General features: G+C 71.7%; 14 protein-coding genes. 7 read left to right on the forward strand and 7 right to left on the reverse strand.

Annotation, left to right across the window (positions count from 1 at the left end):
• Positions 1-37: 37 nt before the first annotated feature.
• The gene (gene scy / locus ACWCPI_RS22355) at positions 38-3,886 is read right to left on the reverse strand and encodes a polarized growth protein Scy (protein ID WP_451039801.1); all 3,849 of its coding nucleotides are present in this window, start codon (positions 3,884-3,886) and stop codon (positions 38-40) included.
• Positions 3,887-4,119: 233 nt separating this feature from the next.
• Complete coding sequence (gene mce, locus ACWCPI_RS22360) at positions 4,120-4,560, reverse strand: methylmalonyl-CoA epimerase (RefSeq protein WP_451039749.1); 441 nt, start codon at positions 4,558-4,560, stop codon at positions 4,120-4,122.
• 148 nt (positions 4,561-4,708) lie between these two features.
• Here mce and ACWCPI_RS22365 point away from each other — a divergent pair, with 148 nt between their 5' ends.
• From ACWCPI_RS22365 to ACWCPI_RS22375, 3 genes are all read left to right on the forward strand, one after another.
• Complete coding sequence (locus ACWCPI_RS22365; RefSeq protein WP_451039750.1) at positions 4,709-5,911, forward strand: acetyl-CoA C-acetyltransferase; 1,203 nt, start codon at positions 4,709-4,711, stop codon at positions 5,909-5,911.
• Between the two features lie 39 nt (positions 5,912-5,950).
• Positions 5,951-6,907 (forward strand): methylmalonyl Co-A mutase-associated GTPase MeaB, encoded by a 957-nt coding sequence (gene meaB / locus ACWCPI_RS22370; protein WP_451039751.1) that lies wholly within the window; start codon positions 5,951-5,953, stop codon positions 6,905-6,907.
• Between the two features lie 142 nt (positions 6,908-7,049).
• Positions 7,050-8,321, forward strand: coding sequence for an MFS transporter (locus ACWCPI_RS22375; protein ID WP_451039752.1), 1,272 nt, complete (start codon positions 7,050-7,052; stop codon positions 8,319-8,321).
• Here the strand turns inward: ACWCPI_RS22375 and ACWCPI_RS22380 are convergent.
• Positions 8,291-8,950, reverse strand: coding sequence for a PepSY domain-containing protein (locus tag ACWCPI_RS22380; RefSeq protein WP_451039753.1), 660 nt, complete (start codon positions 8,948-8,950; stop codon positions 8,291-8,293). The genes ACWCPI_RS22375 and ACWCPI_RS22380 overlap by 31 nt on opposite strands.
• A 150-nt stretch (positions 8,951-9,100) precedes the next feature.
• Here ACWCPI_RS22380 and ACWCPI_RS22385 point away from each other — a divergent pair, with 150 nt between their 5' ends.
• Entirely contained in the window at positions 9,101-9,769 is a 669-nt protein-coding gene (locus ACWCPI_RS22385; protein WP_451039754.1) for a response regulator transcription factor, read from the forward strand.
• The gene (locus ACWCPI_RS22390; RefSeq protein WP_451039755.1) at positions 9,766-11,232 is read left to right on the forward strand and encodes a sensor histidine kinase; all 1,467 of its coding nucleotides are present in this window, start codon (positions 9,766-9,768) and stop codon (positions 11,230-11,232) included. Before ACWCPI_RS22385 ends, ACWCPI_RS22390 begins: the two co-directional genes overlap by 4 nt.
• Before the next feature lie 31 nt (positions 11,233-11,263).
• Here ACWCPI_RS22390 and ACWCPI_RS22395 read toward each other — a convergent pair whose 3' ends face one another.
• From ACWCPI_RS22395 to ACWCPI_RS22410, 4 genes are all read right to left on the reverse strand, one after another.
• Positions 11,264-11,740, reverse strand: coding sequence for a MarR family winged helix-turn-helix transcriptional regulator (locus ACWCPI_RS22395; RefSeq protein ID WP_451039756.1), 477 nt, complete (start codon positions 11,738-11,740; stop codon positions 11,264-11,266).
• A 101-nt stretch (positions 11,741-11,841) separates the two neighbouring features.
• The gene (locus ACWCPI_RS22400) at positions 11,842-12,636 is read right to left on the reverse strand and encodes an AIM24 family protein (RefSeq protein WP_451039757.1); all 795 of its coding nucleotides are present in this window, start codon (positions 12,634-12,636) and stop codon (positions 11,842-11,844) included.
• Positions 12,633-13,283 (reverse strand): AIM24 family protein, encoded by a 651-nt coding sequence (locus tag ACWCPI_RS22405; RefSeq protein WP_451039758.1) that lies wholly within the window; start codon positions 13,281-13,283, stop codon positions 12,633-12,635. Before ACWCPI_RS22405 ends, ACWCPI_RS22400 begins: the two co-directional genes overlap by 4 nt.
• 1 nt (position 13,284) lies before the next feature.
• Entirely contained in the window at positions 13,285-13,917 is a 633-nt protein-coding gene (locus ACWCPI_RS22410) for an AIM24 family protein (protein WP_451039802.1), read from the reverse strand.
• A 254-nt stretch (positions 13,918-14,171) separates the two neighbouring features.
• Between ACWCPI_RS22410 and ACWCPI_RS22415 the strand changes: the two genes are divergently transcribed.
• Together ACWCPI_RS22415 and ACWCPI_RS22420 are read left to right on the forward strand one after the other, a co-directional pair.
• A complete protein-coding gene (locus tag ACWCPI_RS22415) occupies positions 14,172-14,516 on the forward strand; it encodes a DUF3817 domain-containing protein (protein WP_451039759.1) in 345 nt (114 codons plus the stop codon).
• On the forward strand, positions 14,513-14,806 hold the full coding sequence (locus ACWCPI_RS22420) for an MTH1187 family thiamine-binding protein (RefSeq protein ID WP_451039760.1): 294 nt from the start codon (positions 14,513-14,515) through the stop codon (positions 14,804-14,806). The genes ACWCPI_RS22415 and ACWCPI_RS22420 overlap by 4 nt, the downstream gene beginning before the upstream one ends.
• Positions 14,807-14,922: the final 116 nt, after the last annotated feature.

The raw sequence follows: 14,922 nt of genomic DNA on the forward strand, positions 1-14,922 counted from the left end.
CAAAGGCCCCAGGAGACACCGGAACCCGCTCGCCGCGCTAGCCGTCTGACGACTTGCCACCCGATCGGGGTGCCCCCACCGTCGCACCGGCCTTGACCCCGCCGTCCTTGCCCGCCGACGGCGCCTCGAAGGACTCCAGCGCCTCCAGGACGTCCTGGACCCGGGAGATCTCGGCGTTGATGTCCTCGCGGCGACGGACCAGGACCTCCAGCTCCCGCTTGCCCTCCTCGACCGTGCGCCTGGCCTCGCGGATCGCCTCGGCCTTGAGCTCCTCGGCCTCCTTGATGAGCGTGGACCGCTTCTGCTCGGCCTCCTTCAGCAGCCCCTCGGCCTTCTTCACGGCGGCGATACGGACCTTGCCCGCCTCGGAGTTGGCCTCCGAGACGATCTCCTTGGCCTTCGCCTGCGCCTTGGCCAGCTGCTCCTCGGCGGCCGTGATGAGGGAGTCGCAGCGGTCCCCGGCCGACTTCATCGTCTCGGCGGCCTCGCGACGGGCCCGCTCGTGCAGCTCCTCGATCTCGCTGGTGAGGCGCTCACGCAGCTCCTCGGCGCGCTCCCGGATGGCGGTGGCGTCCCGGCGGGCGCCGACGAGCAGCTCGTCCGCGTCCGTCCGGGCCTTCTCCACGCGCGAGTTCCCCTCGACCGTCGCCTCGGACACCAGCCGGTCGGCCTCCTTGCGGGCGGCGCCCACCATGGTGTCGGCCTGTGCCTCGGCGTCCGCGGTCGTCTTGTGGGCCTGCGCCTGCGCCTCGGTGAGCAGCTTGTCGGCCTCGGCCGTGGTCTCCGTGATGAGCTTGTCGACCTGCTCGGCCGCCTCAGAGCGCCGCTTGTTGGCGTCCTTGCGTGCCTCGTCGAGGGTGTGCTCGGCCTCCTCGCGCGCGGCGGCGACCAACCGCTCGGCCTGAGCCGCCGCCTCGGCCTTGACCCGCTCGGACTCGCTGCGGATCCGCTCGGCGTGCTGCTGGGCCGACCCCACGGTCTCGGCGGCCTCGGCACGCAGCCGCTCCGCCTCCGACGTGGCGTCCCCGACCAGCTTCTCCGCCTTGGCGAGCGCCTCGGCGCGCACCCGGTCGGCCTCCGCGACGGTCTCCGCCTGGAGCCGCTCCGCCTCGTTGCGTGCCTCGGTGATGAGGGTGTCGGCCTGGGTCGCCGCGTCCGACCGGATCCGGTTGGCGTCCTCGCGGGCGTCCGCCCGGGTGCGCGACGCGGCCTGGTCGGCCTCGGCGATCTTGTCGGACGCCTCGGTGCGGATCCGCTGGGCGTACTCGCCGGCGTCCGACCGCAGCCGCTCCGCCTCGGCGATGGCCTCGGCCATGGTGCGCTCGGCGAGGGACTTGGCGGCCGCGGCCTCCTCGTTCGCCTCGCGCCGGACGCGGCCCGCGTCCTCGCTGGCCCGCTCCCGCTCGGCGTAGGCGTCGGTGCGGACCCGGTCCGCCTCCTCCTCGGCCTCCCGGCGGGTACGGTCCGCCGCGTGCTCGGCGGCGCTGCGCAGCCCGGCGATCTCCTCCTGGGCCTGCTCGTGCAGCCCGGACACGGAGTCGCGGACCTGCTGGGCGTGCTGCTCGGCCGCCGACACCATCTCGGTGGCGCGCCGGTCGGCCTCCTCGACCAGCCGCACCGCCTCGGTCTGCGCCTCCTCGACCCGCTTGCGGGCGGAGGCCAGCAGCTCCTCGCTCTGCTCGCGGGCCCGCTCGCGCTCCTGGTCGGCCTCCTGACGTGCGGAACCGAGGAGTTCCTCGGCCTCGCGGCGGCGCCGGGCGGCCTCCTCCTGGGCGGCGGCCAGCGTCTCGGACGCCTCCGCGGCGAGCCGCTCGGCGGCGGCCTGCGCCTCCGCACGGACCCGGTCGGCGGTGTCCTGCGCCTCCGCCTTCAGCCGCTCGGCCTCGGCCGCGGCCTCGGACCGCAGACGTACGGCGACGGCCTCGCCCTCGGCGCGGGAGGCGGACGCGTCCGCCGCGGCCTCGGTACGCAGCCGGTCGGCCTCCTCCTCGGCCTGCTGCTGCAGCGTGCGGATCCGCTCGGCGGCCTCGGTGCGCAGCCGGTCGGTCTCCTCGGCGGCCTCGCGCCGGATGCGGGCGGCCTCCTCGCGGGCGTCGGTGAGCGCCTGCTCGGCGGAGGCGAGCCGCTGCTCCGCCTCGGCCTGAAGCCGGGTCAGCTCCTCGGCGGCCTCGCTGCTGCGGGCCTCTATGGCGCGCTCGGTCTCCTCGTGCAGCTCCCGGGCGGCGCGCTCGGCGTCGGACCTGATGCCCTCGGCCTGCTCGACGACCTCCTCGCGGTGCCGCTCGGCCTCCTGACGGGTGCGCTGGAGGGTCTCCTCGGCCTGGCGGCGCAGCGTCGTCGCCCGCTCGATGGCCTCGGTGCGGACCTTCTCGCTGTCCGCCGTGGCCTTCTGGCGCAGTTCGTCCGCGTCGGCCTTCGCCTTGCTGAGCAGCTCCTCGGCGGTCTTGGCCGCCTCCTCGATCTGCTGGACGGCCTCCTTGCGGGCCTCCGCGCGGATCTTCTCGCCCTCGGCGACCGCCTCGGAGCGCAGCTGCTCGGCCTCGCCGCGCAGCCGGCGGGCCTCCTCCTGCAGCTCGACCGTCTTGGCGCGGTACTCCTTGGTGTCGTCCTTCGCGGCGCCCTTGAGCTGCTCGGCGATGTCGTGCGCCTCGGCGCGCAGCCGGTCCGCCTCGGCCTCGGCCTCCTTGCGGATCCGCTCGGCCTCCTCGGCCGCCGCCTTGGTGGTGTTCTGGGCGTCCTCCTGCGCCTTGTTGAGGACGTCCTCGGCCGTCTTGGCCGCCTTGGAGAGCTGGGTGGCGCTCTCCTCGGCGGTGATCGTGCGGGCCTTCTCGGTGGCCTCGGCGAGCAGCTTCTCGGCCTCGGCACGGGCGTCGGAGATGACCTGCTCGGCGTCGGCCTTGGTGTTCTCGGCCTCCTTGGTGGCCTCCTCGACCAGCCGGGCGACCTGCTCCTTCGCGGTACGCATCCGCTGCTCGTTGGCCGACTCGGCGCCCGCGAGCGTCTTCTCGGCGGCCGCCTTGGCCTCGGCGACCAGCTTCTCGGCCTCGGACTGCGCCTTGCGCAGGGCCTCCTCGGCCTGAGCCATGCGCTGCTCGGCGGCCCGGCTGAGCTCGGTGGCCTGGCGGCGGGCGGCGTCCGACTCGGAGGCGGTGGAGCTGCGCAGCTGCTCGGCGTGGTCGGTGGCCTCCTGGGCCTGGGTGGAGGCGGCGTTGAGCAGCCGCTCGGCGTCCGTACGGGCGCGGCGCAGGATCTGGTCGGCCTCCGCGCGTGCCTCCTCGGCCGCGCTCGTCAGGCGCTGGCGGGCCTCGGTGGCGAGCCGCTCGGCCTCGGCGCGCGCGGCGGCCATGGCCTGCTCGGCCTCGGCGCGGGACTCGTCCAGGAGCCGGCGGGCCTGCTGCTCGCTGCGGGCCCGCAGCTGCTCCGCCCAGGCGACGTTCTCGTTGACGTGCGACTCGACGGTCTGCCGGCGCTCGGCCAGCTCCTGGTCCAGCTGCTGGCGGCGCGTGACCGCCTCCTGGTGCAGCTCGGCCTGGAGCCGGGCCGCCTGCTCGGCGTGCTCCTGCAGGATGCGCTGGGTCTGCGCGCGGGCCTGGCTCAGCTCCCGCTCCGCCTCCTGGCGCAGCTGGTCGGCCTGGATCTGGGCGTTGCGCAGCAACTGCTCGGCCTGATAGCCGATGTCACCGCCGTCGAAGGCCGGCCGGGACATGATGGTGCGCCGCGCCTCGTGCAACTTGGCGCGCAGCACCTCGACCTGGTAGCCGAGGTCCTCGGCGTGCTGGATCGCCTTCTCCCGCTCGGTCTTCAGCCGATCCATCTCGGCCTCGAACCGAGAGAGGTGGTCGACGTCAGCCGCCGGCTCTCGCTCCTGGCGTTCGTAGCCCCGCACTGCGCGGTCCCATCCGTCCCCTGGTCGCAAGTCTCTCCATACGGGCACCGTCCATCCGCCGAACGGGGCCCCCGGGGAATGGTGTCAGATCAACGGCGGAGCACGGGCTGTCGCCCCGACCCTCGTCCCCCGAAACCCGGACCCCGGACGGTCCCTCCGCGGGACGGAGGGGCCGGGTCACCCTGGAGTGAGCGGCGACCGCCCCCAACCCTACCGGCCCATATGTACGAGGGTCAGTGCTCAGGTGACTCAACGGGCGCCGAAGTGACCAGTTCTGTCAGTACACCGTGGCAATCCTTGGGGTGCAGGAAGGTGATTCGTGACCCCATGGAGCCGCGCCGGGGCTCTTCGTACAGCACGCGTACGCCCTTGGAGCGGATGTCGTCCGCGTCGCCGTCGACGTCCGCCGTACCGAAAGCGATGTGGTGGACGCCCTCGCCGTTCTTGTCGAGCCACTTCGCGACGGTGGAGTCCGGGCGGGTCGGCTCGAGAAGCTGCAGGTAGGAGGCGCCGCCGTCGGAGGTGTCGTTGATCTTGAGCATGGCCTCGCGCACGCCCTGCTCCTCGTTGACCTCGGAGTGGAAGACTTCGAAGCCGTACGTGGACCGGTAGAACTCGACGGTCTTGTCGAGATCGAAACAAGCGATTCCGATGTGGTCGATTCGCGTCAGCATGGATTCAGTGGAGCGCTCCGGGGATGGTTACGCAACGTGCGCGCGATCACACCGACGGCCCGGTGACGGCACGGAGTGCCACTCAGTACATTCGAAGTAAACCCTCGTTCACTCCTCGGCTGTACAAGCTGGAAGGGGATCGCACCTCATGTCTTCTGAAAACGGCGCGACGTCCGTCATCGTGGCGGGTGCCCGCACCCCGATGGGACGACTGCTCGGCTCGCTGAAGTCCTTCTCCGGAGCCGACCTCGGCGGCTTCGCGATCAAGGCCGCCCTCGACCGTGCGGGGATCGGGGGCGACCAGGTGCAGTACGTGATCATGGGCCAGGTGCTCCAGGCCGGGGCGGGGCAGATCCCGGCGCGCCAGGCCGCCGTCAAGGCCGGCATCCCGATGAACGTCCCGGCGCTCACCATCAACAAGGTCTGCCTGTCGGGCCTCGACGCGATCGCGCTCGCGGACCAGCTGATCCGCGCCGGCGAGTTCGACGTGATCGTCGCGGGCGGCCAGGAGTCCATGACCAACGCCCCCCACCTGCTGCCGAAGTCCCGCGAGGGCTTCAAGTACGGCGCGGTGCAGATGATCGACGCCATGGCGTACGACGGCCTGACCGACTCCTTCGAGAACATCGCCATGGGCGAGTCGACGGAGAAGCACAACACGCGCCTCGGTATCGCCCGTCCGGAGCAGGACGAGATCGCCGCCCTGTCCCACCAGCGGGCCGCCGCCGCGCAGAAGAACGGCATCTTCGAGGCCGAGATCACCCCGGTCGAGATCCCCCAGCGCAAGGGCGACCCGGTCCTGTTCAGCAAGGACGAGGGCATCCGCGGGGACACCACCGCGGAGTCGCTGGGCAAGCTGCGTCCGGCGTTCTCCAAGGACGGCACCATCACGGCCGGCTCCTCGTCGCAGATCTCCGACGGCGCGGCGGCCGTGGTCGTGATGAGCAAGGCCAAGGCACAGGAACTCGGCCTGGACTGGATCGCGGAGATCGGCGCGCACGGCAATGTGGCGGGCCCGGACAACTCGCTGCAGTCCCAGCCCTCCAACGCCATCCAGCACGCCCTGAAGAAGGAGGGCCTGGAGGTCTCCGACCTCGACCTGATCGAGATCAACGAGGCCTTCGCCGCCGTCGCGGTGCAGTCGATGAAGGACCTCGGAGTGTCCCCGGAAAAGGTGAACGTCAACGGCGGAGCCATCGCCCTGGGTCACCCGATCGGTATGTCCGGTGCGCGGCTCGTCCTGCACCTGGCCCTGGAGCTGAAGCGGCGCGGCGGCGGCGTCGGCGCGGCCGCCCTGTGCGGTGGCGGCGGCCAGGGTGACGCGCTGATCGTGCGGGTACCCAAGGCCTGAGTTCTCCTCAGTAGGACCTCTTTCGCGAACGGAGCTGTGATGCAGGACGTCTCCACCCTGGTGGCCCAGGCCAGGGAAGGCCGGCCGCGGGCCGTGGCCCGGCTGATCTCCCTGGTGGAGGGGGCGTCCCCGCAGCTGCGGGAGGTCATGGCGGCGCTGGCCCCGCTGACGGGCAACGCGTACGTCGTAGGGCTGACGGGATCCCCGGGCGTGGGCAAGTCGACGTCCACGTCCGCCCTGGTGACGGCGTACCGGAAGCAGGGCAAGCGGGTCGGCGTCCTGGCCGTCGACCCGTCCTCGCCCTTCTCGGGCGGCGCCCTGCTCGGCGACCGGGTGCGGATGTCGGAGCACGCCTCCGACCCCGGCGTCTACATCCGCTCGATGGCCACCCGGGGCCACCTCGGCGGCCTGGCCTGGGCCGCCCCGCAGGCGATCCGCGTCCTGGACGCGGCCGGCTGCGACGTGGTCCTGGTCGAGACGGTCGGCGTCGGCCAGTCGGAGGTCGAGATCGCCTCCCAGGCCGACACCTCCGTCGTCCTCCTCGCCCCCGGTATGGGCGACGGCATCCAGGCCGCGAAGGCGGGCATCCTGGAGATCGGCGACGTGTACGTCGTCAACAAGGCCGACCGCGACGGCGCCGACGCCACCGCCCGCGAGCTCAACCACATGCTCGGCCTAGGCGAGTCCCGCGGCCCCGGCGACTGGCGCCCGCCCATCGTCAAGACGGTCGCCGCGCGCGGCGAGGGCGTCGACGAGGTGCTGGAAGCGCTGGAGAAGCACCGGGCCTGGATGGAGGAGCGCGGTGTCCTCGCCGAGCGCCGCCGGGCCCGCGCCGCCCGCGAGGTGGAGACCATCGCCGTCACCGCCCTGCGGGAACGCATCGCCGACCTGCACGGCGACCGACGGCTCGGTGCCCTCGCGGAGAAGATCACCGCCGGGGAACTGGACCCCTACCGTGCGGCGGACGAGCTGGTGGCGGAGCTGACGCAGGCCTGATCTGGTCAACTCCGCGTGCCCGCTGGTAGGTTGATCGACATGTTCCTCTCCTTGGCGTAGGGCGCACACCGAGCCACGGTCCGAGCACTCCGCTCCCGTGGCTCCTCGGTGTCCCCTTTCACGCCTCCTTCGAGGAACCACCATGTCTGCTTCCTATGCGCGGGTGCTGCGCATCCCCCATGCCCGCCGTACCTTCGCCGCCGCCCTGACCGGCAGGCTGTCGTACGGGATCGTCCCGCTGTCCGTGATGCTCGCCGTGACCCGGGCCTGCGGGTCGTACGCGGTGGCGGGTGTCGTGATGGCGCTGTTCTCCGGGACCAGCGTCTTTCTGTCGCCCGTGAGGGCGTCCCTGATCGACCGGCACGGGCCACGCCGTGCGCTCGTGCCGATGGCCGGGGCCTACGTCGCGCTGCTCGGTCTGCTGACGGTGACCGTCTGGCGCCCGGGCGCCGCCTCACCGCTCCTCCTGGGTGCCCTGACCGCCGCCGCGGGGGCCTGCACCCCGCCGCTGGGGCCGACCATGCGTGCCGTGTGGGGCAGGCTCGCCCCGGAGCGTGCGCTGCTGCAGCGCGCCTACAGCCTGGACGGCGTCGCCGAGGAACTGCTCTTCGTCTCCGGCCCGCTGCTGGTCGGCGTGGTCGTCGGCGCAGCGCCGCCGGCCGTCGGGATCATCGTCGGAGCGGCGCTGATGGCCGCGGGAACGGCGGCGTTCGTGTCGTCGCCGGCGGTGCGGGACGTACGGCCCGGCGACGGGAGGGCCGCGTCGCGCGGCAAGGGCCGGCGCCGGGTGCTGCGCGGGGTCCGGCGGCCCGTGATCGCCGCCGCGGGCGTCGGACTCGCCCTCGGTGTGGCGGATCTGCTCGTCGTGGCGTTCGCGGAGGGACACGGGCACGGCGACGACAGCGTGGCCTGGGTGCTCGCCGCCCTGTCCGCCGGAAGCGCCGTCGGCGGGCTCGTCAACGGAGCGGTGGCCTGGCGCAGTTCGGCCGCGGTACGGCTGCCCCTGCTGGCGGCGGGCCTGGGGCTGGCGCTGCTCGGCGCGGGGCTCGCTCCGGGACTCGGCACGCTCGCGGCGCTCATGGCGGTCGCCGGGCTCTTCGTGGCACCGGCCATCACCACGGCGTACCTCATCGCCGACGAGACCTCGGCGCCCGAGGTCCGGGTGCAGGCCGGAGCCTGGGTCAACACCGCCGTCAACGCGGGCGGCACGGCCGGCGCCGCGGTCGCCGGAGTCCTGGTCGGACCGCTGTCGACGGGCTGGAGCTTCGCGACGGCCGGCGCGGTGACACTGCTCGCGGCCGCCGCAGCGGCGAGGGGCGCCACCCATCACGGGGGCGCCCCTGCGGACGTGGGGGACGGGGGTGCCGTGGCGGCGGACCGGCGTCAGTCGTCGTCGCCGTCGCGGTCGTCCTGACCGTCCTGGTCCTGGGTGACCTTGCCGGTCTTCAGGTCGACCTTCCACTCACCCTTCGCGGTCTGGACGCTCCAGGCAGCCGGACCGTCGTCGTCGAGGTCGACGTCGTTGACGGCACCCTTCGCCGCGGCGGCCTCTGCGGCCTCGCGGGCGTCCACGCTCGCACCCTTCAGCGCGGCCAGGTCCTCGCGGCCGTCGTTGTCGTCATCGTCGTCGCGCTGGGCACCGAGGACCTTGCCGTCGTCCGCGGAGACCCGGACGTCGTACTCGGCGCCGTCGCCCTCGACGACGTTCACCTCCCAGACGTTCGAGCCGTCGTCGTCCAGGTCGGCGGCGACGGCCGTGCCCGGCGTGTGCTTCAGCGCGGCCGCGATCGCGTCGGCGGCGGTCACCTTCGCGGTGCGGGTCTGCGCCGCGGCTTCGGCGGCGTCGTCCCGGTCGTCGGCGGTGTCATCCGCCCGGTCCTCCGCGGTGTCGTCCGCGGTGTCGTCGCGGTCGTCGGCGACCCGTACGTTCGACTGGCGCTGGGTGCTCGCGCTGTCGTCGCCACCGGAGGCGTAGGCCGCGACGGTGCCGCCGCCGATCAGCGCCGCGGCGGTGACGGTGGCGATGACGATGTTGCGCTTCATGAGGTTCCCTCCCGAGTCGGTGCGATTGCCGTCGATCCGAGTCGCTTCGTGGCGCTTCGTTTCGACGGGAACCAATCTGCCGAACCGACGCTGAGCGGAACCTGAAGCCCCCTGAAGAGATCTTCAGCTTCGCTTTGCCAGGCTGTACGCATGCGCCTGCTGATCGTCGAGGATGAAAGACGCCTGGCCCAGTCCCTCGCCCGGGGACTGTCGGCCGAGGGCTATGCCGTGGACGTCGTCCACGACGGGCGGGAAGGGCTGTACCGGGCCTCGGAGGGGTCGTACGACCTGGTGATCCTCGACATCATGCTGCCCGGCATGAACGGCTACCGGGTCTGTGCCGCACTGCGCGCCGCCGGCCAGGACGTGCCGATCCTGATGCTCACCGCCAAGGACGGCGAGTACGACGAGGCCGAGGGGCTGGACACCGGCGCCGACGACTACCTCACCAAACCGTTCTCGTACGTCGTCCTGGTCGCCCGGGTGAAAGCGCTGCTGCGGCGCGGCGGACAGGGCGCGGGCGCCTCGCCCGTGCACGTCCACGGCGACCTCAAGGTCGACACCGCCGCCCGCCGCGTCTTCCTCGGCGACGACGAAGTGGCCCTCACCGCCAAGGAGTTCGCGGTGCTGGAGCAGTTCGTGCTGCGGGCCGGCGAAGTGGTGTCCAAGGCCGAGATCCTGGAGCACGTCTGGGACTTCGCCTACGAGGGCGATCCCAACATCGTCGAGGTGTACGTCAGCACCCTGCGCCGCAAGCTGCGCGCCGGGCTCATCCGCACGGTCCGGGGCGCCGGTTACCGGCTGGAGGCATCACCGTGACGGGCCGTCTGTTCGGCTCCGTCCGCTCCCGGGCGACGCTGGCCGCCACGCTGGTGGTCGCGGTGGCCCTGGTCGTGGCCGGCACCGCCGTACTGCTGTCGCTGCGGTCCAACCTGATCGGGCAGGCCGGCACCGAGGCGGAGCGCACCGCGCGGACCGTGGCCACCGAGATCGCGATCGCGCCGGCGGGCGAACCGCTGTCGGTGGACAACGACGAGCCGGTCCAGGTCGTCGACGAGCACGGGAGGCTGATCGCGGCCAGCGGGGACCTGGAACGGATCAGCGGCACGGGCACCGAAGCGGTACGGCCGCAGCCGTCGCCCACCAAGGCCCCGAACGCCCAGGACCCCGACGACGGTGACGACGACGCGGACGACTCCGGCCCCGCGGCCTCCGGCGACTGGGACGACGACTCCACCACCGAGTCCCTTCGCCCGGGCGAGATCAGCGAGCACACCACCTTCACCGACGGCACCGCCACGCTCGACGGCGAGAGCGGCGACTACCGCTTCGCGGCCGTCCACGTCGAGGTCGAGGGCAGGGGCACGCTCACCGTGTACGCGGGCGCGCCGCTCTCCGCCGAGCAGAGCGCCGTCAGGACCGCGCTGACCGTCATGCTGATCGGCTTCCCGTTGCTGCTCGGCGTGGTCGCCGGCGTCACCTGGCTGGTCACCCGGCGGGCCCTGCGCCCGGTGGAGGGCATCCGCGGCGAGATGGCCGCGATCACGGCCTCCGAGGATCTCGCGCGCCGCGTTCCGGTACCGGACACGCACGACGAGGTCGCCCGGCTCGCCCTGACCACCAACGAGACGCTGGCCGCCCTGGAGGCCTCCGTGGAACGCCAGCGCCGGTTCGTCGCCGACGCCTCGCACGAACTGCGCAGCCCCATCGCCTCGCTGCGCACCCAGCTCGAAGTGGGCGCCGCCCACCCCGAGTTGCTCGACCTGGACGGCGCGGTGCAGGACACCGTACGCCTGCAGGACCTGGCGGCCGACCTGCTGCTGCTGGCCCGCCTGGACGCGGGGGAGCGGCCCCAGGAGAAGCGGTTCGACCTGGGCGCGCTGGCCCGCGAGCAGGCCGAGGGGCGGGCCGGGGTGACGGTGCGGGCGCGGCCGGTGGAGGTCGCCGGGTCGCGGGGGCAGGTGGGTCGGGTGCTCACCAACCTGCTGGACAACGCGGAGCGGCACGCCCGTTCGACGGTCGCCGTGACCGTGTGCCGGGAGGGGGCGTGGGCCGTCGTGGCCGTCTCCGACGACGGGGACGGGGTGGCCGAGGCCGACCGGGAGCGGATCTTCGAGCGGTTCGTGCGGCTGGACGAGGCCCGCAGCCGGGACGAGGGCGGTGCCGGGCTGGGCCTGGCCATCGCCCGCGACGTCGCCGTACGGCACGGTGGCACGCTCACCGTGGACCGCGCACCGACGGGCGGAGCCCTGTTCGAACTCCGCCTGCCGTCGGTTCAGTAGGTGCCGGAAGGCGCCGCCGGGTCGGCTCGGGTCACGGACGCCCGCGCTGACCGCGCAGGTGCTCCGCGATCGGCTTCAGGGCCTTGTCGAGTTCGGTCAGGGACTCGGGGGACAGCAGGTCGATGAAGTGCCGGCGCACGGACCCCACGTGGTGCGGGGCGACCTTCTGCATCGTCTCCATGCCGTGTTCGGTGAGCACTGCGTAGAGCCCGCGACGGTCGGACTCGCAGTTCTCGCGCCGGACCAGGTTCGCGTTCTCCATCCGGGTGATCTGGTGGGAGAGGCGGCTCTTGGACTGCAGGGTGGCGGAAGCGAGGTCGCTCATCCGCATCCGTACGTCCTCCGACTCGGAGAGATTCACCAGGATCTCGTAGTCGTTCATTGTCAGGCCGAACGGCTGCAGGTCTTTTTCGAGCTGGTACGTCAACAGCCTGTTGACCTCCAGGTGGGTGCGCCAGGCGCACTGCTCCGCATCGGTCAGCCAGCGAGTGGCCGTCTCGGTCTCCATGAATGAAGTCTACCTAAGAAGTTGAAAGGCGAACTAGTGAGGGTTTTCTGTGACATGACCGTGTGCGCACACGTTCGATGTCACACTCCGCAGACTACCGCTCACAGCCCGAAGCGACGCTGGAGGTCCCCCAGCTGTCCGGGAAGGCGCGGTGCCCCGGCCTGATGTGAAGGGCCTGTGTGCGTCCCGCCGCCGGGCACTCCGGCCTCCGGCGGAACGGCCCCCGTGGCGTGCTCGGCCATGAGGGTCTCGGAGGACTGGAGCAGCACGGTGCCGGCTCCGACGAACTCGAACTGGTGCTCCTCTCCGGAGGCCCCTCCGAGGCCTGTCAGTGCACGTAGACCGCCCATTACGCCGGTCATGTAGCCATGGTCGAAGTGGTGGCACGGCGAGGGGCAGTCGGCCCAGCCGACGAGCGCCTGCGGGTCCACCCGGATCGGGGGTTCCATGAACACCACTGGACCGTTAGATGCGGCCACGAACTTTCCGGTTCCGATGAGTGTCAGAAATCCCGGCACGATCGACTGCTTGAGGGCAAGAGTTGGCTGAAAAGCGAGCAGGTTGCCGGAGCGAATGGTCAGATTGCCGTCTTCGAGGTCGTACGAGTTCACATCGAAGGCCCGGTCGGCCAGCAGCATCTTCCCCGAGCCCTCCGCCACGACCCAGTCGCTCGCGTGCAGAGGCGAATGGAAGGACGTACGGACCAGACGGTCCAGTCGGCCGTGCCCGACGCCGTTGAACTCCATCGAGCCGTAGTAGGCGATCATCTTCCCCTTCTGCAGGAACCACTGGCTCCCCTTGAGCTCCACACAGAAGGTGTACGGGTTGACGTTGTCGTCGCAGGGCAGGGTCATGGGGTCGTACACGGCGGGACCCCCGGCCGGGTAGTGGCTCACAGCTTCTCCTCCGACGCCTGGACGTACACCGCACCGTTGCCGCTCAGCTCCAGCTGGAAGGCCTCGCCGGAGCCGCGGCCCACCATGTCTCGCCAGCCCAGGGCGGTGGACAGCTTGTTGCGGACGTCGCCGTGGTGGGCTACGTAGGCCTGGGGGTCGACGTGGACCGGGCGCTGGGGGGTGATCGGGACCTCGAAGACACCGCCGTGCGCCATCACGGCGACGGCGCCATGCCCCTTGAGCGTGGTCGTGAACAGCCCCTGCCCGCTGACCTGGCCCCGGACCATGCCCATGACCCCGCCCTGCGAGCCGAGGAACATCGTGCCCTGCTGGAGGGTGCCCTCGAAGGCGAGCAGACGGTCCGCCTCGACGCACAGGGTGTCGCCGGTGAGGTTGATCACCTGGACGTGGTGGCCGCCGTGCCCGAAGAGCACGGTGCCGCTGCCCTCGACCGTCATCAGCGGCGTGTCCTCGTTCGCGACCCTGCGCCCGATCATCGACATGATGCCGCCCTGGCCGCCCGCCGTGTTGGGGGTGAAGGACACCTCGCCCTTGTAGGCGAGCATCGCGCCGCGCTGGCTGAACAGCCGCTGGCCGGGCACGAGCGTCGCCTCGACCATCTTGGAGTTGATCTCGCGGAAGGCCATGTCAGACGTCCCCCGCGATCGTGTTGCGCTCGCTCGGCTGTACGTACACCAGGCCGTCCCCCTCGAACCGGATCTGGAAGGCCTCCCCACCGCCCTCGCCCAAGAGGGTGCGGAAGGTCACGCCGGACTGGAAGGACTGCCGCAGATTCCCCTGGTGGGCGACGTACGCCCCCGGATCGACGGTCAGCGGGTACTGCGCGCTGACCCGCAGCACCACGGCCGGCCCGTCCGACATGATCGCCGCCTGGCCGTGCCCCTCGACGGTGGTCGTGAACACCCCGTTGCCCTGCGAGGCACCGCGCAGCCCCGTGAACGACGTGCCGGTCCGCAGGCCCGCGTCCGTCGCGAGCAGGTTGCTCGACTCGACGTACAGCTTGTCGCCCTGGAGGTTCACCAGGTTGATCTCGGAGGCGCGGTCCGCGAACCAGCAGGTGCCGTGCCCCTTCACCTCCATCATCGTCATCTGCTCACCGGTCAGGCGTCGGGTCACCATCCCCCGGATGCCCTCACCGCCGCCGCTCATCTTCTTGAAGGCCATCTGACCGTCGTACGCGACCATGGAGCCGTTCTTCGCCTTCACGGCGTCCCCGGTCATGTCGACGGCGAGCACCTTGCTGCCCTGGAGTCGGAACATCGCCACGGAGTGAAGGTAGCCGCAGGTCGCTGCCGCCGACAGATCCCGTGGGTGGACTTCGTCCCTGACCACACCCTGAGGGCCCGTCCTTGCGGATCTTTCGCGGGTGCCGTCCGGCGTGAGGTGTGTCACCCGTCCGACCGCCACCCCGGGCCAGAGTCGTTCATCAGGGTTTGCCACAATGGGCGAGCGCTTGTGCTTGTGTTCACAAGCTGTTTCGAGCCGACCCGCTTCTCTCCCCCCGAAGGTGACCCGTGGACATCAAGACCGCCACCGCCCTCCGCCGCCTCCGCCTCGTCTCGGCCCCCGAGGCGGTGTCGTTCCTCGTCCTGCTCGTCTGCTCGGTGCTGAAGCGGACCACCGACTTCAACGCGGTGCCGGTGATGGGCGCGGTCCACGGCATCCTCTTCGTCCTGTACGTGGTCTTCTGGGCGGACGCCTGGAACCGCACCAAGTGGCCGCTGGAGATCGCGGCGCTCTACTTCGTCCTCTCCGTCCTCCCGGCGGGCGGCTTCTTCGCCGAGCGCAAGCTCAGGCGCGAGGCCGAGAACGCGGTCATCGCCTCCCGCGCCCGCAAGGAAGGGATCGTCAACGCATGATCGTCGCGTTCTCCGTGACCCCGCTCGGTGTCGGCGAGGACGTGGGGGAGTACGTCGCCGACGCCGTGCGCGTCGTCCGCGAGTCCGGCCTTCCCCACCGCACCGACGCGATGTTCACCTCCGTCGAAGGTGAGTGGGACGAGGTCATGGACGTCGTCAGGAGTGCCGTGGCCGCCGTAGAGGCTCGGGCGCCGCGCGTGTCGCTCGTGCTCAAGGCGGACATCCGACCCGGCGTGACGGACGGCCTGACGTCCAAGGTGGAGACGGTGGAGCGGTACCTCGCGCCGTAGCCGCCGGCCGCCGCAGCGCAGTGAGAACCCTGGCCCCACGGGCCGGGGTTCTCTTTTTTTGGCCGCGCCCTTCAACCGCTCCGCCTCTGACGGCACTTGCCGTCCCGCCGGACGCC

It is taken from the genome of Streptomyces sp. NPDC001920 (assembly GCF_053594495.1).

Coding starts and splice junctions, on each gene's coding strand:
- mce (WP_451039749.1), bottom strand. CDS start 4,560: ATGCTGACGCGAATCGACCACATCGGAATCGCTTGTTTCGATCTCGAC.
- ACWCPI_RS22365 (WP_451039750.1), top strand. CDS start 4,709: ATGTCTTCTGAAAACGGCGCGACGTCCGTCATCGTGGCGGGTGCCCGC.
- meaB (WP_451039751.1), top strand. CDS start 5,951: ATGCAGGACGTCTCCACCCTGGTGGCCCAGGCCAGGGAAGGCCGGCCG.
- ACWCPI_RS22375 (WP_451039752.1), top strand. CDS start 7,050: ATGTCTGCTTCCTATGCGCGGGTGCTGCGCATCCCCCATGCCCGCCGT.
- ACWCPI_RS22380 (WP_451039753.1), bottom strand. CDS start 8,950: ATGAAGCGCAACATCGTCATCGCCACCGTCACCGCCGCGGCGCTGATC.
- ACWCPI_RS22385 (WP_451039754.1), top strand. CDS start 9,101: ATGCGCCTGCTGATCGTCGAGGATGAAAGACGCCTGGCCCAGTCCCTC.
- ACWCPI_RS22395 (WP_451039756.1), bottom strand. CDS start 11,740: ATGGAGACCGAGACGGCCACTCGCTGGCTGACCGATGCGGAGCAGTGC.
- ACWCPI_RS22405 (WP_451039758.1), bottom strand. CDS start 13,283: ATGGCCTTCCGCGAGATCAACTCCAAGATGGTCGAGGCGACGCTCGTG.
- ACWCPI_RS22410 (WP_451039802.1), bottom strand. CDS start 13,917: ATGTTCCGACTCCAGGGCAGCAAGGTGCTCGCCGTCGACATGACCGGG.
- ACWCPI_RS22420 (WP_451039760.1), top strand. CDS start 14,513: ATGATCGTCGCGTTCTCCGTGACCCCGCTCGGTGTCGGCGAGGACGTG.